We start from the raw sequence: 25,364 nt of genomic DNA on the forward strand, positions 1-25,364 counted from the left end.
GTGAAAAGAGAAAAATATAGTTTGGACTGTGAAATGAATTAAGGAAGGCTTATCTAAATTTGCAGAATACAATCTAAAGATTTACTAATTTAAGAAATAAAACAAATTTTCCAAGGAGGCAGAAAACATGACGGAAGCAATTAAATTAAAAAATTATATAAATGGTGAATGGGTTGAAAGTAAAACAAATAAATATGAGGATGTTTTTAATCCAGCTACAAAAGAAATCATAGCCCAAGTTCCGATATCAACTAAAGAGGATATTGAATATGCGGCAGAAGTTGCAGCAGAGGCATTTGAAAAGTGGAAAAGAGTAGCAGTTCCCCGGCGTGCAAGAATTCTATTTAACTATCAGCAATTACTGATAAAGCATAAAGAAGAATTGGCCCATTTGATCACAATGGAAAATGGAAAAAGCCTGTCAGAAGCATTAGGCGAAGTCCAGCGCGGAATAGAAAATGTTGAATTTGCAGCGGGGGCACCTACTTTAATGATGGGAGATTCACTATCTTCGATTGCTACAGATGTCGAAGCAACAAATTACCGTTATCCAATTGGGGTTGTCGGTGGAATTGCACCATTTAACTTCCCAATGATGGTACCATGCTGGATGTTTCCAATGGCTATTTCGCTTGGAAATACGTTTATTTTAAAACCATCAGAAAGAACTCCGCTTTTAACAGAAAAATTAGCAGAGTTATTTACAGAAGCAGGACTTCCAAAAGGCGTATTTAACATTGTTCACGGTGCACATGATGTTGTGAACGGAATATTAGATCACCCTGAAGTTAAAGCGATCTCCTTTGTTGGCTCTAAGCCTGTTGGAGAATACGTATTTAAACGAGGAAGTGAGAATCTAAAACGTGTCCAAGCATTAACAGGTGCTAAAAACCATACCATCGTCTTAAATGATGCTGATTTGGATCAGACGATCACAGATATTATCGCATCCGCATTTGGTTCAGCTGGTGAACGCTGTATGGCATGCGCAGTTGTAACTGTGGAAGAAGGAATTGCAGATAAGTTTATTGCTAAGTTGAAAGAGAAAACGGCAGCCATTAAAATGGGCAATGGACTGGATGATGGTGTATTGCTCGGTCCTGTCATCAGGGAAGAAAATCAAAAACGCACAATCAATTATATTGAAAAAGGCATTGAAGAAGGAGCAAGTGTAGTTTGTGACGGACGTGAACGTTCTATGGATGATGGGTTTTTCATTGGGCCTACCATTTTTGATGATGTCACAACAGATATGACCATCTGGAAGGATGAAATCTTTGCTCCGGTATTGTCTATTATGCGTGTGAAGAATATAAAAGAAGCTGTTGAAGTTGCCAATCAATCAGAATTTGCAAATGGTGCATGTTTATTTACAACAAATGCTTCGTCCATCCGTTACTTCCGTGAAAATATCGATGCAGGTATGTTAGGGGTTAACCTAGGCGTTCCAGCTCCAATGGCGTTCTTCCCATTCTCTGGATGGAAATCGTCATTCTTTGGAACCTTGCATGCAAACGGAAAAGATAGTGTCGATTTCTATACACGGAAAAAAGTTGTTACAGCACGCTACAAAGCGCCTACATTTGAATAAGTAATCGTTCATCCAGGCAAATTTATTAGATTAATAGATTTAGTAAAAAATGACGATTTGAAGTTCGAACAACCGGCCCATTATATTTGTGAAAAATATAATGGGGCGGATCTTTAAATCATGACCTTGTAAGCAGCTAAAGCCCGCAGAACCCTTCTTGTGGCTAATATAGTGAAAAGATGGTACATTTCCAGGGTGATATAAGGAGGATATATGAGTAAACTACTTCGAAAACCAGAAAAAAGGGAAATTACACAGGGAGTTACTCTTGTTCAGGAAGTCACGGCCGAAAATTCTCAATTAGAATATGTTGAATTTAAACTAGTTGAAATAGCCCCAGGTGCAAAATTTTCAGAATTATTAGGGAAGCAAGAGTGCTGCATTGTGGCCCTAACGGGAAAAATAAACGTCACAGATCATGAAGAAACGTTCAAAAACCTAGGTACCCGTGAGAGCGTATTCGAGAAGGTGCCAACAGACAGTGTATACGTTTCAAATGATCGCCGTTTTGAAATAGAGGCGGTAACCCAAGCTCGTGTAGCATTATGCTATTCACCTTCAAAAAAACAATTGCCTACTAGACTGATTAAAGCTGCAGATATTGGAATAGAAAATAGAGGAATTCTGAACAATAAAAGGACGGTACACAATATTTTACCAGATTCTGATCCATCTGCTAATAGTTTGTTAGTTGTTGAAGTGTACACAGAAAGCGGGAACTGGTCAAGCTATCCGCCGCATAAGCATGATCGTGATAACTTGCCGGATGAGTCATTTTTAGAGGAAACCTATTATCATGAAATGAACCCGCAGCAAGGCTTTGTTTTTCAGCGTGTTTATACGGATGATCGTTCCCTTGATGAAACGATGACGGTAGAGTCCGGTGATGTTGTAATCGTACCATCAGGATATCATCCAGTAGGGGTTCCAGATGGCTATACGTCCTATTATTTAAATGTAATGGCGGGCCCGACAAGGATTTGGAAATTTTACAATGATCCAGATCATGAGTGGATCGTAAAGCGATAACAATAAATGCAGAGGAGCTGTTACTGGGATGAAATATGAATTTAATACTGAAAAAGAATTTGACATTATTGCGATTGGCCGTGCATGCATCGATTTAAATGCAAAAGAGTATAACCGTCCAATGGAAGAAACCATGACATTTACAAAATATGTTGGAGGTTCGCCTGCAAATATCGTCATTGGCAGCTCGAAATTAGGCCTAAAAACAGGGTTTATTGGTAAAATTTCTGATGACCAGCATGGACGCTTTATCGAGCAGTATATGAAAAGTGTTGGAATAGATACATCAAATCTTGTAGTCGATAAAGACGGGCATAAAACAGGGTTAACCTTTACAGAAATTAAGAGTCCTGAAGAGTGCAGTATTTTAATGTACCGGGAGGAAGTAGCTGATCTTTATCTGGCATCGTCCGAGGTTCATGAGGATTATATAAAAAAATCAAAAATCCTGCTTGTTTCAGGAACAGCCTTGTCAAAAAGTCCATCCCGTGAGGCCGTGCTTAAAGCAGTCAACCTGGCTAAGAAAAATGAAGTAAAGGTTATTTTTGAATTGGATTATCGTCCATATTCATGGGATTCTTCTGATGAAACAGCTGTTTATTATTCATTGGTAGCACAGCAGGCAGATGTTGTAATTGGTACCCGTGATGAATTCGATGTGATGGAAAATATCGAAGAAGGAAATAACGAAATGACGATCAGTCATTTGTTTGATTATTCACCTGAACTGATTGTCATTAAACATGGAGTAGATGGTTCATATGCTTATATGAAATCAGGTGAAACTTATAAAGGCCAAGCCTATCGAACCAAAGTATTAAAAACCTTTGGTGCAGGTGATTCGTATGCTTCAGCTTTCTTATACGCTTTAATCAGAGGGAAAGATGTTGAAACCGCATTAAAATACGGGAGTGCCTCAGCTTCAATTGTAGTAAGTAAACATAGTTCTTCAGAAGCGATGCCGACAATAGAAGAAATCGAGCAATTAATTGCTAAAAATGAAACCATTTCTTCTTCACCTGAGGTGAATCGATTATGAAAACAGTTAGGTTAACAACAGCACAAGCATTAATCAAGTTTTTGAATCAGCAATATGTTCATATTGACGGCGAAGAATTTCCTTTTGTCGAAGGGATTTTCAATATCTTTGGACATGGAAATGTATTAGGAATCGGTGAGGCGCTTGAACGAGATTCAGGACATTTAAAGGTCATTCAAGGGAAAAACGAACAAGGAATGGCACATGCAGCCATTGCTTATAGTAAACAAATGCTGCGTAAAAAAATCTATGCAGTTACGAGTTCAAGCGGACCAGGTTCAGCCAATTTGGTCACTGCAGCAGGTACAGCACTGGCAAATAACATTCCTGTCTTATTGTTGCCGGCTGATACGTATGCGACACGCCAACCTGATCCTGTTTTACAACAAATGGAGCAAGAACACAGCATTGCGATTACAACAAATGATGCACTTCAGCCAGTGTCGAGATATTGGGACCGTATTACTCGCCCTGAGCAATTAATGTCTAGTTTAATTCGGGCATTTGAAGTCATGACAGATCCAGCAAAGGCTGGCCCTGCGACAATTTGTATTTCACAAGATGTTGAAGGGGAAGCATTCGATTATGATGTGAAGTTCTTCGAAAAACGTGTCCATTATATTGATCGTAAAATACCAACAGAGCGTGAATTAATCGGCGCAGCTGAATTAATTAAAGCTAGTCAAAAACCATTAATTGTAGTGGGCGGCGGGGCGAAATATTCAGAATCGCGCGAGGTTTTAATGGAATTTTCAGAAAGATACAATATTCCATTAGTAGAAACTCAAGCTGGTAAATCAACGGTTGAATCCTCGTTCAAAAACAATTTAGGAGGACTGGGAATCACTGGAACATTAGCAGCAAATAAAGCAGCGCGTCAATCGGATCTAATTATTGGTGTTGGTACGAGATTCACCGATTTCGCGACTTCCTCAAAAACGATTTTTGACTTTGAAACAACAAAATTCTTAAATATCAATGTTAGCCGCATGCAGGCATATAAATTGGATGCGTTTCCAGTTGCGGCAGATGCTAGAACAACCTTTGAGGCATTAATTCCAATGCTTGAAGGGTACATGAGTGAGTTTGGTGAAGTGATCACTGAGCTAAAAGAAGAATGGTTAGCCGAGCGTGACCGTTTAGGTAAAGTGACATTTAACAGAGAGAATTTCGATCCTGAGATTAAAAATCATTTTTCACAGGATGTATTAAACGAATATGCGGATGTATTAAATACGGAACTTGCCCAAACGACAGCTTTGATTGCCATTAATGACACGATCGATCCGGATAGTATGATTATTTGTTCAGCCGGGTCACTTCCAGGAGATCTGCAGCGTCTATGGCATTCAAATGTGCCAAACACGTACCATCTTGAATACGGTTATTCGTGTATGGGCTATGAAGTGTCAGGGACATTAGGGATGAAATTAGCAGATCCATCAAAAGAAGCATACACAATTGTTGGAGACGGCAGTTTCCTAATGCTGCACTCTGAATTGATTACAGCGATTCAATACAATAAAAAGATCAATGTGCTTCTTTTCGATAATTCTGGATATGGCTGCATTAATAATTTACAGATGGATTTCGGAAATGGCAGCTACTATTGTGAATTTAGAACAGATGACAATCAAATTTTAAATATAGATTATGCAAAAATCGCAGAAGGATATGGGGCTAAAGCATATCGTGCAAATACTGTAGAAGAATTAAAAGCAGCCTTAGAAGATGCAATGAAACAAGATAAATCAACTTTAATTGAAATGAAGGTCCTTCCAAAAACGATGTCAGATGGCTATGAAGGCAGCTGGTGGAATCTTGGAGTACCTGAAGTGTCAGAACGAGAAGGTGTTCAAAAGTCATATGAATTCAAACAACAGAAATTAAAGAATGCAAAACAATATTAAAATTAAGAGAAGGGGATACATGATGGAAAATCAAGGTATCTTATGGGGGATTGCTCCAATCGGCTGGCGGAATGATGATATCCCGGAAATCGGGGCAGAAAATACATTACAGCACCTTTTAAGCGATATTGTTGTGGCAGGTTTTCAAGGGACTGAGGTGGGCGGTTTTTTTCCGGAACCGAAAGTGTTAAATAAAGAACTTAATCTTCGAAACTTAAAAATAGCAGGTAAGTGGTTTAGCAGTTTTATTATTCGTGATGGCATTGAGGAAGCAGCTCACGAATTCCACAAACATTGCCAATATTTACAGGATGTCCATGCAGATGTGGCAGTCGTATCGGAGCAAACTTACAGTGTGCAGGGGTTAGAGAAAAATGTTTTTACCAAAAAACCTTTCTTCACGGATGCTGAATGGGAAAAATTATGTAAGGGCTTAAATGAATTGGGGAAAATGGCTGAGCAATTTGGGTTGAAATTGGTCTATCATCATCATATGGGGACAGGTGTCCAAACAATAGCTGAAATTGACCGGTTAATGGAGGGCACTGACCCAAAGTTTGTGCATTTACTTTATGACACTGGTCACATCTATGTTTCCGATGGTGATTATATGACCCTTTTAAACAAGCACATTGACCGCATTAAACATGTCCATTTTAAAGATGCCAGAAGAAAGGTGCTTGATGAATGCAAAAAAGAAGGCAGGTCCTTCCTTCAATCCTTCTTAAGCGGTATGTTTACAGTCCCAGGAGATGGGTGCATTGATTTTACAAAACCGTATAAGGTGCTTTTAGATCACAATTACACGGGATGGATTGTAATAGAGGCTGAACAGGACCCATCTGTGGCTCATCCACTGGAATATGCTTTAATGACACGAAAATATATAGATGAAAAATTACTTATTCAGTCTTAAATAGAAGATTGAAGGGGGAAATTGACATGAATCAACAGGGAAACCAATACGCATTTTTGCGTACCATTATTTTAGTCTCTACTTTCGGGGGTCTGCTCTTCGGATACGACACCGGTGTGATCAACGGTGCCTTGCCATATATGTCAGAAGCTGATCAACTCAATCTAAACTCATTCACGCAAGGCCTGGTAGCGAGTTCACTCCTTTTTGGGGCTGCACTCGGAGCAGTGTTAGGCGGCCGGCTATCAGATTATTATGGACGACGCAGAAACATCCTTTATCTAGCAGTATTGTTCTTTATTGCAACTCTTGGATGTACGCTTGCTCCCAACATTACTGTTATGATTATCTTTCGTTTCTTGCTAGGGCTTGCTGTAGGAGGTGCATCAGTTACAGTTCCGACCTTTTTGGCGGAAATGTCACCTGCAGAGAGAAGGGGCCGAATGGTAACTCAGAACGAATTGATGATCGTCTCAGGACAGTTATTAGCCTTCGTATTCAATGCGATCCTTGGCAACACCATGGGAGACAACTCCCATGTTTGGCGATATATGCTGGCCATCGCATCTCTTCCAGCGATCTTCTTGTTCTTTGGTATGCTGAAAGTACCTGAGAGCCCGCGCTGGCTTGTATCAAAGGGGAAAAATGAGGATGCCAAGCGTGTTTTAAAGCTGATTCGCGAGGAGAAACAGGCGAAATCGGAATTCCTTGAAATTCAGACCGCTTTAGCAAAAGAGTCGGAGATTAAGAAAGCAACTATAAAGGATTTTACTGTGCCATGGGTGCGCCGCATTCTATTTCTTGGAATTGGAATTGCCTTCGTACAGCAAGTTACAGGTGTTAACTCGATTATGTATTATGGGTCCGAAATCCTTAAAGATGCTGGTTTTCAAACGGAAGCAGCCCTTATCGGAAACATTGCAAATGGTGCTATCTCGGTAGCAGCCACGTTCGTCGGTATTTGGCTTCTTGGAAAAGTGGGCCGCAGGAAAATGCTGTTGACAGGTCAGATAGGAGTAACAATGGCGCTTCTTCTTATTGCAATATTCTCTCTTACTCTTGAAGGTTCTGCAGCGCTTCCATATGTTGTGCTTACCCTGACCGTCACGTTTCTTGCTTTCATGCAGGGGGCTATTGCACCAGTAACATGGCTGATGCTTTCAGAAATATTCCCGCTCAGGCTTAGAGGTTTTGGTATGGGTGTCAGTGTATTTTGTCTCTGGATCGTAAACTTTCTCATTGGTTTAGTTTTTCCTATGGCACTCAGTTATCTAGGTTTAACGATGACATTCTTTACATTCGTAGCTCTGAATCTTTTAGCTATTGCATTTGTTGTGAAATTCTTGCCAGAAACTAAAGGACGTACGCTAGAGCAGCTTGAACATTACTTCCGAACATATAAAGTTCAAGCTGACGAAGAAATTTTAAATAAAGCTGACGTTCCGGTCAAATAAAGAAAGGATCGTAAAGCGGCAAATAAATCATACAGGAGGATTATGAACATGACTCTAAAATTTGGAGTAGTAGGTACTGGTGCAATTGGGAAAGAACATATTAAAAGAATTACAAGCAGTTTATGCGGGGGAGAAATCGTTGCTGTAACTGATGTCAATCAGTTAGCGGCTGAACAGGTTGTTGAACAATTTGGATTAAATGCTGTCGTCTATCCAGATGATAAATCACTTGTAGCTGCTGAAAACGTCGATGCTGTACTCGTTACAAGCTGGGGTCCTGCGCATGAACAAAGTGTTCTGGCTGCAATTGAGGCTGGAAAGTATGTATTCTGTGAAAAACCTTTAGCAACAACAGCAGAAGGGTGCATGAAAATTGTTGAGGCAGAAATGAAACATGGCAAGCGATTAGTTCAGGTTGGCTTTATGCGCCGGTATGACAGCGGTTACGTCCAGTTAAAGGAAGCGATTGACACCCATACCATTGGCGAGCCATTAATGATCCGCTGTGCACACAGAAATGCGAAAGTAGATGCAAACTATACAACGGAAATGGCTATATCTGATACGCTGGTTCATGAAATAGATGTTTTGCACTGGCTCGTTGGTGATGACTATAAATCTGTACAAGTCGTTTTTCCGAAGAGAACAAAGCATGCTTTAGACCATTTGCAGGATCCGCAAATTATTATGATGGAAACAAACAGCGGAATTACCATTCATGTAGAAGTATTTGTAAACTGCCAATACGGGTATGACATACAATGTGAGGTTATAGGAGAAGAGGGTGTAGCAAATCTTCCGGAGGTTCCCAGTGTCATTACTCGTAAAAACGCGACACTTGGTGCAAGCATATTGACTGATTGGAAGCAGCGTTTTATGGATGCTTATGACAAAGAACTACAAGATTTCATGGACTCGATCAAAACAACGGGTGAGCCTAATGGACCGACTTCATGGGATGGCTATATTGTAGCTGTAACATCTGATGCTTGTTTGAAAGCTCAGCAAACAGGAAATAAAGAATCTGTCACATTAGGGGAAAAGCCAGCCTTTTATAAAAATGAAAAAGAAATCTCTAAAACAGTCTGAGAAGTATGAATTAACAACCTTGATTGGATTGTAAAACTAAAATAAATATTCCGAATTTTGTATAAGAATACTAAGCTGAACATGCAGCTGATAACGGTTAAATCCAAACCGTTAAAGAAAGGGGAATTGTAAATTGCGTTTAGCATATGATCCGTCGCATTATCGTGATAATACAAATTTAAAAGATACGATCGAGGCAGTTGCTAGATTAGGGTATGAATATGTAGAGTTCTCACCGCGTAAAGATTTTATTTGGTTTTATGAATATCCAAAGGTTGATAAGCAGCTGATAAAAGATTTAAAAAGATATTGTTTAGATGCCGGCGTTAAAATCTCTTCTGTCCTTCCTGTTCAACAATGGTCTTCACCAATTGAAGAAGAACGTCAAGCTGCAGTGAGAAATTGGAAACGTTGTATTGAAATCACTTCTGAATTAGGTGTAGATTTAATGAACAGCGAATTTGCCGGCGACAAAAGCCGTCCGGTTGCAAGTGAAGCTGCTTTTGTTAAATCAATGGAAGAGCTAATGCCGCATTTTGAAAAAGAAGGGATTAACCTTAATTTACAATCTCATCCTAACGATTTTATTGAGTTGAATATAGAAGCCATTCGAATGATTCGTGCACTAGATAAAGATTGGATTAAGCTAGTCTATTCTGTTCCACATGCTTTCTTTTATGATGATGGTGTTGGCGATGTAGAGAAACACTTGGAAGAAGCGGGAGATTTACTTGCACATGTTCTAATTGCCGATACTCTTAATCATAAAGCAGCATTTGGATTACGATATATTGTTAATCCTCCTGATGCAAAAGTAACCATTCACCAGCATTTGAACCCTGGTGAAGGGGAAATAAACTTTGAAGCATTATACCGGAAATTAAGAGAAATGAAATTTGATGGAATTGTAACAAATTCAGTATTCGCGTATCCTGATAAACCAGAATGGTCCAACGAAGTTACGCTGAAATCCATTAAAGAAGGATTAAATATATAATATGAGGATCTAACTTTTAGTATGGTTGATTGTATGGCAATACTAAAATAGCTATTCCAAATTTTGTATAAGAATCTAAGCTGAACATGCAGCAAATAACGGTTAATTCCAAACAGCCCAGGTTGTTCTAATCCTTTATCTTTCAGGATATGAAACGTACATTCAATTCCTGAGCGTTGTCTCATGAACCACTTTCCAAGCGATGTACGCTAGAAAAGAGGAAAGATGCGCTTTGGGTAAAATTGCGTGAGATCGAATTTGACGCGGGTCGCTACTGTGGCAGTGTTCGGGGAAGAAGATCGAGCAGATGAATCAAGCAGATATATCCTGCAAGAAGTAAAAAAAAGGACTAGGTTTAGAATAAATCATGGTGTGGCAGGCTGCCGCCTGCCGCCACAAAAAAAGAGAGGTAAAAGCGAAACAGTCTTTTAATAATAAAAATAGTGAGGGTTTACTATGAAACTTTGTTTTAATCAGGCTACAACACTGGAAAACTCCAATCTAGCTAAAGATCTGGAGTATTGCGACAAACACGGCTACGACTATATTGAAATTCGCACAATGGACAAATTGCCTGAATATTTAAAGGAGAAGTCCATTGAAGAACTGGTTGAATTTTTCAATACACACCATATTAAGCCGCTTGCATTAAACGCTCTAGTTTTTTTCAATAACCGTGACGAAGCAGGAACCAAGGAAATCATCAATGAGTTCAAAGAGATGATGGAAACTGCAAAGAAATTAGGAATAAAATATGTTGTGGCAGTGCCGCTCGTAACGGAACAAAAAATATTGAAAAAGGATATCAAATCCAGTTGTGTAGAGGTCCTAAAAGAGCTGTCAGATATCGCCGAGCCTTATGGAGTGAAAATTGCAGTCGAGTTTGTTGGACATCCACAATGCACAGTTAATACATTCGGACAAGCATACGATATTGTTGAAACCGTAAACCGTGAAAATGTTGGATTAGTGCTTGATTGTTTCCACTTCCATGCAATGGGATCTGATTTAGAAGACCTGAAAAAGGCTGATGGGTCAAAAATCTTTATCTTGCATATCGATGATACGGAAGATTTTCCGATCGGCATCTTGACGGATGAAGATCGGGTATGGCCTGGACATGGTGCTATTGACTTGGACAGCATTTTATCGACTTTGAAGGAAATCGGGTTCAAAGAGGTCGTCTCGGTTGAATTATTCCGGCCGGAGTACTATAAAATGGATGCTGAAGAAACGATCAAGACAGCAAAAGAAACAACAGTGAAAGTGATTTCAAAATATTACGATTTACTGACAGTATAAATGGAAGATCAATATTTACGAAATGGAGGTGCGATGTGATTGACTTTAGTATCTATGAAAGACATGTTGCTTAAAGCGAAAGAAGGAAATTACGCTGTCGGTCAATACAATATCAATAACCTTGAATCTGCACAAGCTTTCCTGCAGGCTGCTCAAGAGGAACGCGCACCTGTCATATTGGCGGCTTCTGACAGGCTTGTCGATTACTTGGGGGGCTTTAAAACAATTGCTGCTATGGTTAAAGGACTTATAGAAGAAATGTCGATAACTGTTCCGGTTGTGCTGCATTTGGATCATGGAATGAGCGTAGAACGATGCAAAAAGGCAGTTGATGCCGGATTTACATCGGTCATGATCGACGGCTCCCATTTTCCAATTGACGAGAACATCGCCATGACCAAACAAGTTGTAGAATATGCTCATCCAAGACAAGTTTCAGTAGAAGCTGAAGTTGGAACAGTCGGAGGGATGGAAGATGGACTTGTGGGCGGAGTTCAATATGCCGATCCCAATGAATGTTTGCGGATTGTGAAAGAAGCGGAAGTAGATGCTTTGGCAGCCGCCCTAGGTTCGGTTCATGGACCCTATCAGGGTGAACCAAAACTTGGCTTTGAAGAGATGAAGCAAATTTCCGAATTGACGGATGTACCGCTTGTCCTTCACGGAGGTTCAGGGATACCAGATTATCAAATCCAAAAGGCAATAGAACTTGGACATGCCAAAATTAATGTCAATACAGAATGCATACAGGCTTGGGCGCAAGCTATTCGTGAAGTTTTAGCAGCAGACGAGAAAGTATATGAGCCTCGGGCGATTATCACACCAAGTAAAAACGCAATCATTGCCACGGTCAAAAGCAAAATGAAGGAATTTAAAACAAGTCACAAAGCATAAGGGAAGAGGGTGCCCCAAAAGGAACTTTGGGGCCCTCTTTTTTATGAGATTTGAAAGGTTAAGTTAATTAAAGTATTAACGTGTTAAAGAGGGGCGAAGTTGTCCAGCTCCAGCGCCTAGCCTCCTCAGGTCACAAGCCAACCAGGCAAAGAGAAGGTTAAAAAACAACCTTCATGCCGGGGTCACCTGGAGACGTGTGAGTGTCGGTGAGAAGCGGGCGCACTAGACTTTTCGTTCTAAAATAATCTATGGTTGATCGAGAAAACCAGATTTTATAACAAGTAATTTTTATTAATATTTGGGACCGATGGGAAGTGATCCTTTGAATACCTTTCATGCTGCTAGAGACAAATCTATTTTTTTAGCTGTTTCCTTTATCTTTTGGTTTTCGCATTTTATCTATGTTCCCATTTTGTCTCCTTATATTGAGTCAATCGGAGGTAAATATACCTTTATTGGTTTGTGCCTAAGCAGCTATGGTCTTATGCAGTTTCTATTTCGGCTTCCTCTTGGGATCTTTTCTGATCTATTAAAATTAAGAAAGCCGTTTATCATATTTGGAATGATAATAAGTGCGTTTAGTTGTTTAGGATTTGCCTTAACTGACAGTTTAGGCTGGGTACTTTTATCTCGCTCCTTAGCTGGACTTGCTGCATCAACTTGGGTTGCTTTTACAGTATTATACACTAGTTATTTTACTAATCAGGAAATTCATCGTGCTATGGGCAGCATTTCATTTGTAGTTGTTTTTGCACAACTTTTAGGTATGAGTGTAAGTGGATATATTGTAGATGTATGGGGATGGCATGCTCCATTTTGGATTGGCGGGATGATCAGTTCAATAGGTGCAGTTCTTTCTCTATTTATTTTTGAACCTAAAGATGGGATTCATAGAGAGCCTATAAAATTGAAAGATTTGACCTCTGTAATGAGAGAGCATTCACTGCTAAAAATTTCTTTACTGTCTATTTTGGCTCACAGTATGATTTTTACTACTATGTTTGGGTTCATCCCGACTTATGCATTGACTATGGGGTTCGAGTCCAGTGATATTAGCTTTATTGTATTTTCATTTATGATCCCTCATGCGGTCGCTACTTTATTTTGTGGGAAATTAATTGTTCCAATATTCGGTAAGTGGTTATCTTTAACAATGGCATTTTGCTTATCTTCCATTTTTACGCTTTTTACCCCATTTATTGAGACAAAAGGCTGGTTCTGTATCATACAGGGATTGAATGGATTTTCATTGGGGCTTCTTTTTCCACTATTATTGGGAATGGCGATTGAATCTATCCCTCACCAAAAAAGAGCCACAGCAATGGGGGTATATCAGGCGCTTTATGCAATTGGTATGTTTGCTGGACCGTTTTTTGCAGGTATCTTAAATTCATACATGGGGGTCCAAGCAGGATTTTATTTTACAGGGATACTAGGTGTAGTCGCTGCGTTTTTAATTTTTGTTTGGCATAGAAAAGAATTACCTTATAAAATTTTTAGAATGAGCAGTGGCAGTTAAGATTGGATTTTTAAAAAAATAAAACTTCATCTCTTTATTTTTCCAACTCAATTGACGTAATTATTCCAGGAGCAAAAAGAGCAGAACAAATACTAAGTAACTTGAAAACGTTAGATGTTCATTTAACAAATGAAGAGATTAAAGAAATTGATCATATTTTTAGGTAACAACAAATAAAAACAAGAGGGTGGAATTTGTTTTCACCCTCTTGTTCTATCATATATTCAGATGAATGTTTCTGTAATTAAGAACAAGAACTAGATTTTAGTTGTTTCGCTAGTATTTTTGCAAACATGATACAGATCACTCCTAATATTTCCTTAAATAAAGTATAATAGATAAGCGATAGTTTGCTAATCTTTGACAGGAAAGTGATAGATAAAAGGAGGGGATGGCTGTGGATCTTAAGAGATTTGCTAAAGATTATAAAGAATACTCACTTGATCATGGGTGGACCATCATTTTACACAAAGAATATGAACTTTATAGAAGTAAGGAAAACTACACTGTTCTGGATCAAGAGGATGATTTGCTGATGAAGCTGCATCTTGAAAACAGCGATCTCGTTCATTTTCAAAAGGCTGCTTGGAATTTGAACTATAAAATAAATGCTGTGAATAAGACCATTACAGTTTTAAATGAGCCTGAGGAATTTGAAGAATAATAAATGAGCTTCGTGGTCTGTATAAAAATACGTAATCTCAGCAAACAGAACACATATTCATGAAGCGTGCAATTCAAAAAAATGACCATGAAGTATGGTGCCAGGCACCTTTCTTCGTGGTCATAAGTTTCTAACAAATTGAATCAGTTGATTTTGGGTTTTTAAGGCCGAACAATGGTCTGATAAACAAGGCTAAAAATGTTCCCAGCATCGCCATGACCATCCATACCCAACCGTGCAGGCTAAATGAGGCAATTCCGCCAAAGTAGGCTCCGATGTTACATCCAAAAGCAAGTCTTGCTCCATACCCCATCATAACACCGCCAATTATGGAAGCCGCTGCAACTCCTGGTTTAATTTTTTTCGGCTTAAATGTTCCGGCAGCTGCCGCAGAAATAAAGGCACCTAAGATAATTCCAAAGTTCATAACGCTTGTAGAGTCTGCTAAAACACTTTGACCTAGTGCTGCTCCTTGTTCTCCGCTGAAATAGCCCCATTGGGAAACATCGATTCCAAAAGCCATTAATGCTTTTCCGCCCCATAACGCAAATGCAGACGTAATTCCCCAAGGTGTTCCTCTTACTGCTAGAGTAAGAGCGTTCAACAAAGCCAATATAATAGCTGCTGCGAATAACGGCCATGAGCCTCGGATGATTTTCTTCCACCCGCTTGTGGTTGGAAGAGGCTTCATCATTGGAGGATTTTTCTTTTTCGCAATTTGAACCGTCACATAGTAAATAAGTCCAAAAAGAATCATTTGCACTATCCATCCCCCAAAGTAGCCTAAACCAGTCGATTCAGCAATAGAGATGGGAGGAAGTGATGGCGTGTCTTCCATCCAGAATGTAAAATGATAAGCCCCAATAACAGCGCCCGCAATAAATCCAAGCAGAGTCAATACCATTGAGGAAGTGCCTCCTCCAACGTTATAAAGGGTTCCAGAAGCACACCCTCCGCCGAGCTGCATCCCTATTCCAAATAGAAAGGAACCAAATATAACGCTGACTCCAACCGGTGATACATAGCCTGCAGGGGGTGTTCCTGTAAAGCTGAATCCTGTACTAAGAATAATGGCAAATAAAGTTGTCGCGACCGCAAGCATAACCATATGAGCTTGAAGTCCTTGCACATTTCCGACTGACATCAATCTTCGGAAAGCAGACGTAAACCCAAAACGAGCATGCAAGAGGGTGATCCCTAAAGCCAATCCTATGATAAACAAAAGACCTTGGGTCCAATTTGTGAATACTACTATCGATATAAAGAGTATAATGGCACTTAAAACCCCAACAGAAACAAAAGGTTTTTGAATCGGGTTTAAGTTTGCCACGACTGTTGTTGATTTTTTATCCCAGCTTGTCAAAGCAGTATCAGTTTGTGCCAAATCTAAACACCTCAATTCCTATGAAAATAGTAGGATTATTTTAATCACTATCTTATAACGGAATAAAGAAAAAGTAAACAAATAAGCCTATTCTCTGCAACAGAAAAACGAGCCCTCGTTAAGCTATTAGTCTTTCATGTTGAGGCTACTAATCCGAACGCAGGAAAATAATTTAGCAATATGATAACTGTTTTAAAAATATCTTTAATTTAATTTGAATTTTACTGTTTTGTACTTTCTAAGTGAGAACCCGTTAGTAACCGTTTGAATTTTTTTTCTCAATTTTTCACATCAAATAGTGAAAGTCACTAGGTTTTTTGCAATCATTTAGCTGCTTATGATACGATTTAGTTGAAGGATTTCAATACTAAAAAGAGTAAGTTGGTGAAAAATATGGAACCAAAAAAGAAATTAACAGAACTCTTTTTAAGCGGAAATCTTACTGAATCTTGGAAGAATATAATGGAAATTAAAGAAAATGAACGTAAATCAAGTCATGAAATCTATCAGCTTTTAACGGAAACCATGGAATTCGTGAGTGAGATGTGGGAAGAAAATCAAATTACTGCTGCAGAAGAACAAATCGCTTCTTATATTTGCAAAAGTATACTTAACAACTATTCTCTTAAATATATACATAATGTTCATATTGCTTCTAATAAGGCAATGTTTTTGTGCCTTGGTGAGAAGCAAGATATTGGGACTTATATCCTATCAAATATGTTTAAAGAAGGCGGCTGGAGCTCAAGAGTGCTGGAAGTTGACATGACAATTGACTATATTGTTGGGTACTCATTGGAATGGAGGCCTCATCTTATCTGGCTTTCTATCAGCAATGTATATCATCTTCATAAATTAAAAAAGTATTCGGAAGAATTGATAAAGCTTCATTCTCCAAAGATTTTAGTAGGTGGAAATCTTGCAAATAATTATGAGCTTGAAAGATATACTGCACCTGGTGTTATCATTATTCGTAACTTAAAACAAGCCATTGAGTGGATCAATCAGACAGGGACTGAGACGAATGGAATTGCACTTACAAACAGGGAAATATAAAAATATACCATTTCCATATTTTTTGACTGACCGAAAATTAAGGATTATTTCAGCTTCTAAAACTACTTTAACTGAATTCCCAAAAGTGAATAATTTTCTAGATGTTGTGGGGGCAGGTAGTAAGAAGAAGGCTGTTAAATTTATTCTGCAGACCCCTTCTATTTCAAAAATTGAATTGAATTTGAGAAGTATGAACGTTCCTTCGGCGATCTATGATGTTTATGTTCAGTATGAAGGAAAGAATTATATTCATATTTTTTGTGTGAATAAGAATTCAGGGATCTTTGCTGTTCAAGAGGCTTTAAATAAGATAGAAGCAGAACTACATGAAGACAACGAGAATTTGCGAGAAAAAAATGCACAATTAGAAGATAAATTAAGAGAAGATACCGAAAGTCAGACGCTGGCCATTCATGAACTACAAGACTCGCTTAATCGTGTTAAAAATTTGATTGAAAAGGTAAACCAAGATTTAACTGATCCAGAAAAAAAGAATGATGTAAAAGCAGCTCTTGATGAAATAGATCATCTAAATGACCTTATATTTAGAGGATTCGATGTTATCAAGACCTAAATTATAAAAAGCCATAAAAAATAAAGAGGAAAAAACATATAATATATGACCAATATGCCTATTTCCATGACTGTGAACACTACAGCTAGTTAAACGCGTCATGTTTTTCTAGGTGCGAAAGTTGATATTAACTAACAAATACTTGCGCCCTATTCAGTTGAACATTAACTGAATAGGGCGTTTATAAATAAATTAAACATAGATAGTAAAAGCGAACCCTTATATACAAAGGATTCGCTTTTTTTATAGTTATAAGGAACCGTCAATGGTGGTATCCCCTTTAATAAGAAATGGTTTAAACCTTGTATGGTAATTACTCAGAAACCTTATTGCAAAATGGATAAAATATCCTAACATGGAAATGATGGTTAAAAGTTATTTTTTTTGATTTTGAATAATCGAAAGCTTTTTTATTCTAAGGAGATCATAATGGAACAAAAAAAAATTAGTTCACTCCAACTTTTTTATGTGATTGTTGGTTTCGAGGTTGGTAATACGGTGATTTTTGCACTGGGAGTAGGTGCAAATCGAGACGCCTGGTTATCAATTGTTGTAGGTATGCTATGTGGCCTTGTTTTAATGTTTGTTTATACTAAATTATCGGCATATTATCCTGGTGACACATTAATCCAGATGATCCCGAAAATCATCGGCAAATATCTCGGATTTCCTATAAATTTAATTTATATCTTTTATTTTGTATTTCTCTGCTCATCTGCTTGCCGGAATTTTGGGGAATTGATTATCGGAACGATTTTAACTAAAACCCCTATTGTTGTCGTTATCGGGAGTTTTATGGTGTTGGTTATTTATTGTTTAAGAGGTGGTGTTGAGGCATTTGGCCGTATGGGGGAAGTTGTCTTTCCAGTTTATATGTTTGCAATTGTTCTGGTTTGGGTTCTTTTATTAAGTGTTGAACAATTCAATATGAATAATCTTACTCCTGTAGGAGGTAATGGTGTAAAACCAATAGTAAAAGAGGCTTTTCCTCATACGATTGTTACATTTGGTGAAACAATTATCATTTTAATGTTTTTTCCCTTTCTAAATAATAAACAACATGCCAGAAAGATAGGTATGGCCGTAATTATGTTAGGTGGTATTTTATTAATAGTTAATACAATTATGATTATGAGTGTATTAGGTCCGGAAATATACTCGAAAGTAAACTTCCCTCTTCTTTCAGCTACAAGGCAAGTTTCTATTGCAGATTTTCTTGAACGATTTGATGCATTAATTATTTTATTAATGGTTGCAGGGGTGTTTTTTAAAGTCGGGGGTTGGACATATGGTGCTGCTGTAGGTATTGCTCAAATTTTTAATGTAAAGGATCATCGTTCTATTCTGATCTCAATCGGAACCATTATCATTCCATTAGCCATCTTGCATGCATCAAGTGATGTTGAACATTTTTTAGAAGTTGGTAGGAAATTTCTTAATATGTATTTCCATATGCTTACGCAAATTATTTTTCCGGTTTTATTGCTCTTCATAGCATTTATTCGTAAAAAGTTTAATCTTGAAAACTCTTCTGTCTGAAGTTCGCTCTTATATTGAAAAGTACTGTAATTAACAGCCCCCGAAAGACATCCTCAAAATAAAAAATGACATAAAAGGGAATCAACAAGAGAGATTCCCTTTGAAAAAAGATCACCGTATATTAGTAAACGGTGATCTTTTTTCAAATATCAGAAGTGAGGGATGAAGAAAACCTCACTTTTCCTATTATTTAGTCAATGCTTCCGTTATAACAGGAACAATTTGTTTTTTACGAGAGACAACGCCTTTAAGAACAGCTGTGTTGTTGACGAGGGAAACATTATAAGCCTTCTCAACAGCAGATGCTTCTTTTCCAATAGCAAGTGCCACAGAATCGTTTATTAGGATGTCTGTAACCACGAAAACGAAAAGGTCCAGTCCTTTTTCCTTAACAGTTTGAGAAATGGCTGTCTCTAAGTCGTTTTGACGTACAAGCACATCTTGTGTATCTACAGTATTCACTTGAGCGATTTCTACTTTATAATCACCCATTTGGAATTCTTTTGAATCAAGAGAGATTAATTCTTGAATGGATTTATCACTTAAATCTGCCCCAGCTTTTAGCATCTCTAATCCGTAAGTCTCTGCATCAACTCCAGCAATACCTGCTAATTCGCGGGCAGCTGCTACATCCTGTTCCGTGCAAGTTGGAGATTTGAATAAAAGGGAGTCGGATATAATCGCAGATAACATAAGTCCGGCAATTTCTTTACGGATTTCAACGCTATTTTCTTTGTACAATTTATTTAAAATGGTAGCAGTACAGCCAACAGGCTCTGCTCGGTAGTATAATGGATCACTCGTTTCAAAGTTGGCAATTCGGTGGTGGTCAATAACTTCCAGTATTTGAACCTTGTCAATATCAGTTACACTCTGTTGACGTTCGTTGTGATCAACAAGAATAACTGAATTTACTTCGTTTGAGACATTTTCTACTAATCGCGGTGCCTCTACATTAAAGGAATCAAGCGCAAACTGAGTTTCACCATTAATTTGGCCTAAACGAACCGGCTCTGCTTCCAATCCTAATTTGGTTTTTAATTCTGCATAGGCAATGGCAGAACAAATCGTATCAGTATCAGGGTTCTTATGTCCGAATACAAGTATTTTTTCCATGACTCTACTCCTTGATCAATAGTTTGATTTAATAATATAAATTCCTAATGATCATTTTAACATGAATCTTTTCGATACGGTACCAGGTACTTTAAGTACATGGTACCGACTTGCCGACTTATATTTCAAGGGGACGAAGATTTTGTTCAATTTCTCTTCTTTGCGGTTCTAAAAATGGAGGAAGTGAAAGGTTTTCTCCTAAGCTTTCAACTGGTTCGTCAGAGGTAAATCCTGGTGTATCGGTAGATAGTTCAAACAAGATTCCGTTTGGCTCTCTAAAGTAAAGAGCTTTGAAGTAGAACCGGTCAACCTTACCGGAATTCGGCACTCTGTATTCCTTTAGACGGTCAGCCCAGTTGTTGTATTCCTCTTCATTTGGCACACGGAAAGCGACATGATGCACACCGCCTCGTCCAATTCGTTCCTTCAGCAAATCTGGACGGATTTCAATATGAACTTCTGCACCTGCTCCGCCTTGACCTGTTGCATAAACTTGTATATCAGGAAAGTCACCTGATAAGGATGGATATGAACCAACATGACGGAAGCCCATTAAATTTGTTAATACTTGAACGGTCGGTCCAGAATCAGCAACAGTTAAGTGTGCAGGGCCCAATCCAACAATAGCATGTTCTGCTGGGATATCTGTTGGTTCCCAAGGTATACCTGGAGCAATCCCTTTTTCCCCGTTATCTGCAACTAAAATGAGATGAGTTCCTTCTTTATCTTGAAAAGCTAATGTGTCACGGCCGGCACGCTTGGTCATTTCCTCATGCACGATTTCTAATTGTTCAAATCTGTTTTTCCAAAAAATAAGAGATTCCGTTGTTTTGACTCTTAATGAGGTGGCAGATATGCTTGAAACTCCACGATATGTCTGGCCAAGTCCTGGTATATCAAAGAAAGTTAGCTCAGTACCTGGATTTCCTTTTGCATCGCCGTAGAAAAGGTGATAAGACTGGGTATTATCTTGATTGACTGTTTTCTTTATTAACCGCATACCAAGAACTTTTGTATAAAAATGGTAATTATTTTCAGCTTTACCTGTTAATATGGATACATGATGAAGACCTAATAATTCCATTAGCATTTCCTCCTTTTAGGGAAATATCTTCAATTCATTTATTTTTAATTCGAGATAATTGTATCATATTTTTTAAAAGAAGGAAAGAGTTACTAACTTCTGGAATATATATAAACAAATTTACGAATTACAAGAGATCCCCCATTCTTTTGTGATTTACAGTAAAAGGAGCTAATCAATAATGAACATTCGTCCAATTTAAATTCCACATTTAAATTCTATTTAATCAAAAGAATTTACAATGGGGGATTTCTTTGAAATTTAATAAAAACGTTAACCTTTTGCTTAGCGGTCAAACACTCGCCAACATTGGTGATATTTTATATATTGTCAGTGTGATCAGTAGTATATATAAGCATACTGGCTCAGCAGCTATGTCATCTATAGTCCCATTTACGATTACTACATCTATGTTTATTTCAAGCCTTCTCACACCAATGCTGATCGGAAGAATGGATTTAAAGTGTTTGTTAGTGGGTAGTCAAATAGGGAAAACAATGATGTTAGCCATTCTCGCCTTTTTCTTGATTAGCTTGCTGAATGAGCAGACGGTGTTCATTATTTTTCCTATTATATCAGTCATCGCTCTTCTGGATGGCTGTGCAAATCCAATTCGATATTCGATTCTTCCTTATTACGTGAAAAAAGAAGATCTATTGCAGGCAAACGGAGTAATAGAAGCTGTCACCCAGACGGTTCAAATGGGAATGTGGTTTGCCGGCAGTTTACTGTTGATCAGTATTGGTGAGGAGAAATTAGTCTGGATTGTCTTTGGTTTATTTAGCATATCAAGTTATTTATTAGCACGGCTTTCACAGGTTGAGCAAGTTCCAACCACTAACAGCATGAATTGGCATCAAATTAGCGAGGGATGGAAAACATTAAGCAGAATGCTGGTATTAAAAGCGATGACATGGATTGATATTTTTGATACCCTTGCCAGCTCAGTCTGGATTGCTGCGATTTTATACGTGTATGTTGAGGAAGTCCTGCAGCAATCTGAACAATGGTGGGGATATTTAAATGGTTCATTTTTTGCAGGGTTAATAGCAGGAAGCATCTTTTGTGTCAGAAACAGTACATTTGTAGAAAAGCATGTACGGTTGTTCATTGTTTTAGGTTCAATCGGGAGTTTTGCAGCTACATTTCTTTTTAGCCTAACAAATATTCCGCTTCTCATTCTAGGCTTGTCAGCAAGCATGGGTTTATTTGGACAATTTAAAAATATCCCGCAGAACACCATTATTCAACTTTCTGTGTCTAAAGAGACTTTACCGAAAGTATATTCTGCTTTTGGAGCAATTGAAACAGGCATTTTTGGAGTAAGCTCGCTGTTGATGGGGATACTTGCCGAGTATGCCGGTGTAAGAAGTGCGTTTTTACTTTCCGCTTTCTTGCTTGCGGTCGTTTGTATCATTGTTGTGAAGAACCAGCATAAATTTGTGTTGGGTGATATGAAAAAAGGAGAAGAGGGCTGATGTTCAGCCCTTTAAATGTTAATTTAAGTATTAACGCGAAAAAAATGTTACCATCATCCAGCACCTAGCCCGCCTGTGATCACAAGCCGATCTTCAAAGAATGGAAGATGCGATTTTCTGTGAAGAAAGACTTGTGCTCCGCTGAAGGACTAGCACCCCTGAGCTTTTCGTTCCAGCTTTCAAAGATATTTGAACAAAATTGAAACAAGCTCTAACGGTGCCTCTCCATAGCCAGTTTAATTCCAAAACCAATTAAAACAAATCCAGTGATTCCTTGAATCATCTTTTGAGTGGATGATTTTTTCATAAAGGCACTAATTTGATGGATAAGAAATAAGTAAAGAAAAAACCATAATGCTGTTAAAACTGTATAAATTAGTCCCATTAATAGAAAAGGCCCGAAAGGATCACTTTGCTGGTTAACGAATTGAGGTAAAAACGTAAGGAAAAAGACAGCAACTTTTGGATTAAGTAAATTTGTTAAAAACCCTTGTCTGAAGTAAGAAACATTCGTCCCGTTCTGATTTTCAGAAATTTCAGAGGCTGGTTCTGGTTCCTTCCCCTTAATTGACCAAAGTGCCCTGCAGCCAAGGTAAACTAGATAAATTGCACCTACATATTTAATGATGGAAAATAAAAAAGCGGATTTTACGATAATAGCAGAAAGACCAACAACGGCTGCTAATGTGTGGATACAAATAGCACAACAGGTCCCAATAACCGTCTTCAAACCGCCCATTTTTCCTGCAGTAAGAACATTCTTTGTGGCGATCGCTGTATCAGGACCAGGCAGAATAATTAAGCAAATCGACATAAATATAAAAAGATAGAGCTGTTCCATAAATCCCCATTCCTTTCCGTTTCATCTTTTGAGTGAAGGAGTCTTAATTTCATTTCCTCTTTCAAAAATTGTAGAGAATTACAAATTATTATATGATTATTTTGACAGTATTCATAGGGGGAAGTTGAAATGAACATTACGAAAAACAGCCGGGTTTTATTCATTGGCGACAGCATTACAGATTCAGACAGAAATGCAGATAGTGAAAAAATAGGTTTTGGATATGTTCGTTTAATAAGAGATACTTTTATATGTAATCAGCCAAATGAAATTCCGACTATTATTAACAAAGGGATAGGCGGCGATCGAGTCATTGATCTTGCTCAAAGATGGGAGCAAGATGTTCTTCAGCAGGATGCTGACTTGATTTCTGTTTCAATTGGAATTAATGATGTCTGGAAGCAACTGAAAACAACTGGGATAGAACCTGTATTCCCTGATCAATTTGAAGAGGTGTACCGTGATACCCTTATTAAAGTGAAGGAAAGAACAAATGCACAACTTATTTTAATGGAACCAACCATTATTGAGGAAAATCCTGATTCAAAAGGAAACCAGCTGCTTATTCGATATGTTGAAATTGTACATAAGCTTTCCAAAGAATTTGAAACACTACTTGTTCCAACACACACTGCTTTCATTAACTATTTAAAAAGCAACTCTGAATATTCTCTCACAACAGATGGAGTCCATATGAATACAATAGGAAATATGTTAATGGCAAAGACTTGGTTGGATACAATAAAATGAAACTTCCATCAGCAGGGATTTCTTCATCCCCTGCTGATGGTTAAGCCCGGGGCCCACAGAATGTGGGTCACACAGACTTTGCAATGGATGTGGCGCTTTTAGTCTGTTTTTAGTCTGTGTTCCTTTTCCCGGACTTCTGCGGGCAGTTTATCCCCCTTAGCTATCTTCTTGTTTCACCTGAATCATTAGCCATAATAGGGTTTTACTGCACGTTAAGAAAATGGGATAAAAAAATAATCGAAGCCGTATCTTTTTTAAGTCCTCAATCGTTTATAAAGCAGAGAGCTCTCTTAAGGGGTGTTAAAAATGAATGCCAAGCTTGGTAAACAGGTGGAAATTGTTGAAAAAAGTCTTTCTGAAACACTACTGACTTTTTATCCTGATTTAAATCGTTATTGTTTGTGGCTGACAAAAAATAAATGGGATGCAGAAGACCTGTTACAGGAAACAATGATAAAAATTTTCGATAAAACTGAGAAGAAGGTTATCAAGCAAATCAATCTCACTTTTTTATGTAAAACAGCCTATTATCACTGGCTTGATACTTTGAAAAAGAATAGTCGGGAAAGCTTGCAGGAAATACCAGAAAAAAATAGTGATCAAATAGGAATAGAGGATGAACTAGAACCATTATTTGAAAGACTATTTACCCGTTTAACCGTAAAGCAGCTGACCGCCTTCCTGTTAAAGGATTATTTTGGTTATAAAAATAATGAAATTGCTGAAATTCTTTCTATTCAGGAAGGTGCAGTTAAAACCTTGCTGCACAGGGCAAGAACACAAGTTAGAAAAGAGTTTTTCGATGAGGAAAACGGCAGATTAAACCGATGGAATAAAACAGAAAATGACCATTTTTACAAACAGTGCTTTGAGTCAATAAAAAAACAAAATCCATTCATTTTGATTTCAATCTATAAACAGCAAATTTATCAATCACCTGTTATGATATACAGCAAATCGAAAATGCCTAAAAAGGAATTCCAACCTTATTCAAAACTGCATAGCTTTATGAAATGTGCTGCCTAAAAAACTACTGGAGACTTTAAAATGTACCCTTTGTAAAGGACATTTAAAAAAAGCCTAGGCAGCTTTAAGAAGATGATCTCTGTATTGAACAGGGGTCATCTTTTTTAAATTC

The 25,364-nt window shown here is 38.0% G+C and carries 23 protein-coding genes and 2 pseudogenes; 20 read left to right on the forward strand and 5 right to left on the reverse strand.

All coding sequences use genetic code 11. The features are described 5' to 3' along the window. Nucleotides 1-127 precede the first annotated feature (127 nt). The 8 genes from iolA (at nucleotide 128) to IC621_RS12875 (ending at nucleotide 10,025) form a co-directional block, all read left to right on the forward strand. Nucleotides 128-1,591: a methylmalonate-semialdehyde dehydrogenase gene (iolA, locus tag IC621_RS12840; RefSeq protein WP_191158708.1), complete on the forward strand. Its 1,464-nt coding sequence runs from the start codon at nucleotides 128-130 to the stop codon at nucleotides 1,589-1,591. Between the two features lie 213 nt (nucleotides 1,592-1,804). Continuing rightward, nucleotides 1,805-2,620: a 5-deoxy-glucuronate isomerase gene (gene iolB / locus IC621_RS12845; protein ID WP_191158709.1), complete on the forward strand. Its 816-nt coding sequence runs from the start codon at nucleotides 1,805-1,807 to the stop codon at nucleotides 2,618-2,620. Nucleotides 2,621-2,648: 28 nt separating this feature from the next. Further along, a complete protein-coding gene (iolC, locus tag IC621_RS12850; protein ID WP_191158710.1) occupies nucleotides 2,649-3,659 on the forward strand; it encodes a 5-dehydro-2-deoxygluconokinase in 1,011 nt (336 codons plus the stop codon). After that, entirely contained in the window at nucleotides 3,653-5,569 is a 1,917-nt protein-coding gene (gene iolD, locus IC621_RS12855) for a 3D-(3,5/4)-trihydroxycyclohexane-1,2-dione acylhydrolase (decyclizing) (protein ID WP_191158739.1), read from the forward strand. The genes iolC and iolD overlap by 7 nt, the downstream gene beginning before the upstream one ends. 22 nt (nucleotides 5,570-5,591) lie before the next feature. Continuing rightward, complete coding sequence (gene iolE / locus IC621_RS12860; protein ID WP_191158711.1) at nucleotides 5,592-6,485, forward strand: myo-inosose-2 dehydratase; 894 nt, start codon at nucleotides 5,592-5,594, stop codon at nucleotides 6,483-6,485. Between the two features lie 26 nt (nucleotides 6,486-6,511). Next, entirely contained in the window at nucleotides 6,512-7,939 is a 1,428-nt protein-coding gene (locus IC621_RS12865; protein ID WP_191158712.1) for a sugar porter family MFS transporter, read from the forward strand. A 48-nt stretch (nucleotides 7,940-7,987) separates the two neighbouring features. Next, the gene (locus tag IC621_RS12870) at nucleotides 7,988-9,028 is read left to right on the forward strand and encodes a Gfo/Idh/MocA family protein (protein WP_191158713.1); all 1,041 of its coding nucleotides are present in this window, start codon (nucleotides 7,988-7,990) and stop codon (nucleotides 9,026-9,028) included. Nucleotides 9,029-9,161: 133 nt separating this feature from the next. Beyond that, on the forward strand, nucleotides 9,162-10,025 hold the full coding sequence (locus IC621_RS12875) for a sugar phosphate isomerase/epimerase family protein (protein WP_191158714.1): 864 nt from the start codon (nucleotides 9,162-9,164) through the stop codon (nucleotides 10,023-10,025). Between the two features lie 68 nt (nucleotides 10,026-10,093). On the opposite strand, the pseudogene IC621_RS27185 reads toward IC621_RS12875, so the two are convergent. After that, a pseudogene (locus IC621_RS27185) lies at nucleotides 10,094-10,234 on the reverse strand (ISNCY family transposase); the annotation flags it as partial. Between the two features lie 37 nt (nucleotides 10,235-10,271). Here IC621_RS27185 and IC621_RS12880 point away from each other — a divergent pair. The 6 genes and pseudogenes from IC621_RS12880 to IC621_RS12900 all read left to right on the forward strand — a co-directional run bounded on the left by IC621_RS12880 (nucleotide 10,272) and on the right by IC621_RS12900 (nucleotide 14,404). Continuing rightward, entirely contained in the window at nucleotides 10,272-10,457 is a 186-nt protein-coding gene (locus tag IC621_RS12880; protein ID WP_191158715.1) for a hypothetical protein, read from the forward strand. A 24-nt stretch (nucleotides 10,458-10,481) separates the two neighbouring features. Beyond that, nucleotides 10,482-11,327: a 2-keto-myo-inositol isomerase gene (iolI, locus tag IC621_RS12885; RefSeq protein ID WP_191158716.1), complete on the forward strand. Its 846-nt coding sequence runs from the start codon at nucleotides 10,482-10,484 to the stop codon at nucleotides 11,325-11,327. 39 nt (nucleotides 11,328-11,366) lie between these two features. Continuing rightward, entirely contained in the window at nucleotides 11,367-12,221 is an 855-nt protein-coding gene (gene fba / locus IC621_RS12890; RefSeq protein WP_191158717.1) for a class II fructose-1,6-bisphosphate aldolase, read from the forward strand. 322 nt (nucleotides 12,222-12,543) lie between these two features. Next, entirely contained in the window at nucleotides 12,544-13,740 is a 1,197-nt protein-coding gene (locus IC621_RS12895) for an MFS transporter (protein ID WP_224752504.1), read from the forward strand. 44 nt (nucleotides 13,741-13,784) lie between these two features. Further along, nucleotides 13,785-13,907 (forward strand): annotated as a pseudogene (locus tag IC621_RS26500) (aldo/keto reductase); the annotation flags it as partial. 230 nt (nucleotides 13,908-14,137) lie between these two features. Beyond that, the gene (locus IC621_RS12900; RefSeq protein ID WP_191158719.1) at nucleotides 14,138-14,404 is read left to right on the forward strand and encodes a hypothetical protein; all 267 of its coding nucleotides are present in this window, start codon (nucleotides 14,138-14,140) and stop codon (nucleotides 14,402-14,404) included. A 130-nt stretch (nucleotides 14,405-14,534) separates the two neighbouring features. Here the strand turns inward: IC621_RS12900 and IC621_RS12905 are convergent, their stop codons facing one another. After that, complete coding sequence (locus tag IC621_RS12905) at nucleotides 14,535-15,788, reverse strand: YeeE/YedE family protein (protein ID WP_224752505.1); 1,254 nt, start codon at nucleotides 15,786-15,788, stop codon at nucleotides 14,535-14,537. A gap of 393 nt (nucleotides 15,789-16,181) precedes the next feature. Here IC621_RS12905 and IC621_RS12910 point away from each other — a divergent pair, with 393 nt between their 5' ends. The 3 genes from IC621_RS12910 to IC621_RS12920 all read left to right on the forward strand — a co-directional run bounded on the left by IC621_RS12910 (nucleotide 16,182) and on the right by IC621_RS12920 (nucleotide 18,957). Further along, nucleotides 16,182-16,844 carry a cobalamin B12-binding domain-containing protein gene (locus IC621_RS12910; RefSeq protein WP_191158720.1) on the forward strand — a complete coding sequence of 221 codons (663 nt, stop codon included), beginning with the start codon at nucleotides 16,182-16,184 and terminating at the stop codon, nucleotides 16,842-16,844. Beyond that, nucleotides 16,813-17,418: a hypothetical protein gene (locus IC621_RS12915; protein WP_191158721.1), complete on the forward strand. Its 606-nt coding sequence runs from the start codon at nucleotides 16,813-16,815 to the stop codon at nucleotides 17,416-17,418. Before IC621_RS12910 ends, IC621_RS12915 begins: the two co-directional genes overlap by 32 nt. Nucleotides 17,419-17,847: 429 nt before the next feature. Beyond that, nucleotides 17,848-18,957 (forward strand): GerAB/ArcD/ProY family transporter, encoded by a 1,110-nt coding sequence (locus tag IC621_RS12920; RefSeq protein WP_191158722.1) that lies wholly within the window; start codon nucleotides 17,848-17,850, stop codon nucleotides 18,955-18,957. Nucleotides 18,958-19,143: 186 nt separating this feature from the next. On the opposite strand, the gene IC621_RS12925 is transcribed toward IC621_RS12920, so the two are convergent. Beyond that, nucleotides 19,144-20,073 (reverse strand): manganese-dependent inorganic pyrophosphatase, encoded by a 930-nt coding sequence (locus IC621_RS12925; RefSeq protein ID WP_191158723.1) that lies wholly within the window; start codon nucleotides 20,071-20,073, stop codon nucleotides 19,144-19,146. Nucleotides 20,074-20,191: 118 nt separating this feature from the next. After that, nucleotides 20,192-21,157, reverse strand: a complete 966-nt coding sequence (locus tag IC621_RS12930) for a ring-cleaving dioxygenase (protein WP_191158724.1) — start codon at nucleotides 21,155-21,157, stop codon at nucleotides 20,192-20,194. A gap of 254 nt (nucleotides 21,158-21,411) precedes the next feature. On the opposite strand from IC621_RS12930, the gene IC621_RS12935 reads away from it, so the two are divergent. Further along, nucleotides 21,412-22,635 carry an MFS transporter gene (locus IC621_RS12935; protein WP_191158725.1) on the forward strand — a complete coding sequence of 408 codons (1,224 nt, stop codon included), beginning with the start codon at nucleotides 21,412-21,414 and terminating at the stop codon, nucleotides 22,633-22,635. A gap of 211 nt (nucleotides 22,636-22,846) precedes the next feature. Here the strand turns inward: IC621_RS12935 and IC621_RS12940 are convergent, their stop codons facing one another. Further along, nucleotides 22,847-23,476: a LysE family translocator gene (locus IC621_RS12940; protein WP_191158726.1), complete on the reverse strand. Its 630-nt coding sequence runs from the start codon at nucleotides 23,474-23,476 to the stop codon at nucleotides 22,847-22,849. 129 nt (nucleotides 23,477-23,605) lie between these two features. Here IC621_RS12940 and IC621_RS12945 point away from each other — a divergent pair, with 129 nt between their 5' ends. Beyond that, nucleotides 23,606-24,226 carry an SGNH/GDSL hydrolase family protein gene (locus IC621_RS12945; protein ID WP_191158727.1) on the forward strand — a complete coding sequence of 207 codons (621 nt, stop codon included), beginning with the start codon at nucleotides 23,606-23,608 and terminating at the stop codon, nucleotides 24,224-24,226. Between the two features lie 306 nt (nucleotides 24,227-24,532). Further along, nucleotides 24,533-25,252 carry an RNA polymerase sigma factor gene (locus IC621_RS12950; protein WP_191158728.1) on the forward strand — a complete coding sequence of 240 codons (720 nt, stop codon included), beginning with the start codon at nucleotides 24,533-24,535 and terminating at the stop codon, nucleotides 25,250-25,252. Nucleotides 25,253-25,364 lie beyond the last annotated feature (112 nt).

Origin of the sequence: Metabacillus arenae, from assembly GCF_014773385.1 — a bacterium.
Classification (GTDB): Bacteria; Bacillota; Bacilli; order Bacillales; family Bacillaceae; genus Metabacillus_D; species Metabacillus_D arenae.

What these genes read in the sequence shown, in the direction of transcription:
- iolA (WP_191158708.1), top strand. Translation starts at nt 128, where the DNA reads ATGACGGAAGCAATTAAATTAAAAAATTATATAAATGGTGAATGGGTT.
- iolB (WP_191158709.1), top strand. Translation starts at nt 1,805, where the DNA reads ATGAGTAAACTACTTCGAAAACCAGAAAAAAGGGAAATTACACAGGGA.
- iolC (WP_191158710.1), top strand. Translation starts at nt 2,649, where the DNA reads ATGAAATATGAATTTAATACTGAAAAAGAATTTGACATTATTGCGATT.
- iolE (WP_191158711.1), top strand. Translation starts at nt 5,592, where the DNA reads ATGGAAAATCAAGGTATCTTATGGGGGATTGCTCCAATCGGCTGGCGG.
- IC621_RS12865 (WP_191158712.1), top strand. Translation starts at nt 6,512, where the DNA reads ATGAATCAACAGGGAAACCAATACGCATTTTTGCGTACCATTATTTTA.
- IC621_RS12870 (WP_191158713.1), top strand. Translation starts at nt 7,988, where the DNA reads ATGACTCTAAAATTTGGAGTAGTAGGTACTGGTGCAATTGGGAAAGAA.
- iolI (WP_191158716.1), top strand. Translation starts at nt 10,482, where the DNA reads ATGAAACTTTGTTTTAATCAGGCTACAACACTGGAAAACTCCAATCTA.
- IC621_RS12910 (WP_191158720.1), top strand. Translation starts at nt 16,182, where the DNA reads ATGGAACCAAAAAAGAAATTAACAGAACTCTTTTTAAGCGGAAATCTT.
- IC621_RS12915 (WP_191158721.1), top strand. Translation starts at nt 16,813, where the DNA reads ATGGAATTGCACTTACAAACAGGGAAATATAAAAATATACCATTTCCA.
- IC621_RS12920 (WP_191158722.1), top strand. Translation starts at nt 17,848, where the DNA reads ATGGAACAAAAAAAAATTAGTTCACTCCAACTTTTTTATGTGATTGTT.
- IC621_RS12925 (WP_191158723.1), bottom strand. Translation starts at nt 20,073, where the DNA reads ATGGAAAAAATACTTGTATTCGGACATAAGAACCCTGATACTGATACG.
- IC621_RS12930 (WP_191158724.1), bottom strand. Translation starts at nt 21,157, where the DNA reads ATGGAATTATTAGGTCTTCATCATGTATCCATATTAACAGGTAAAGCT.
- IC621_RS12940 (WP_191158726.1), bottom strand. Translation starts at nt 23,476, where the DNA reads ATGGAACAGCTCTATCTTTTTATATTTATGTCGATTTGCTTAATTATT.
- IC621_RS12945 (WP_191158727.1), top strand. Translation starts at nt 23,606, where the DNA reads ATGAACATTACGAAAAACAGCCGGGTTTTATTCATTGGCGACAGCATT.
- IC621_RS12950 (WP_191158728.1), top strand. Translation starts at nt 24,533, where the DNA reads ATGAATGCCAAGCTTGGTAAACAGGTGGAAATTGTTGAAAAAAGTCTT.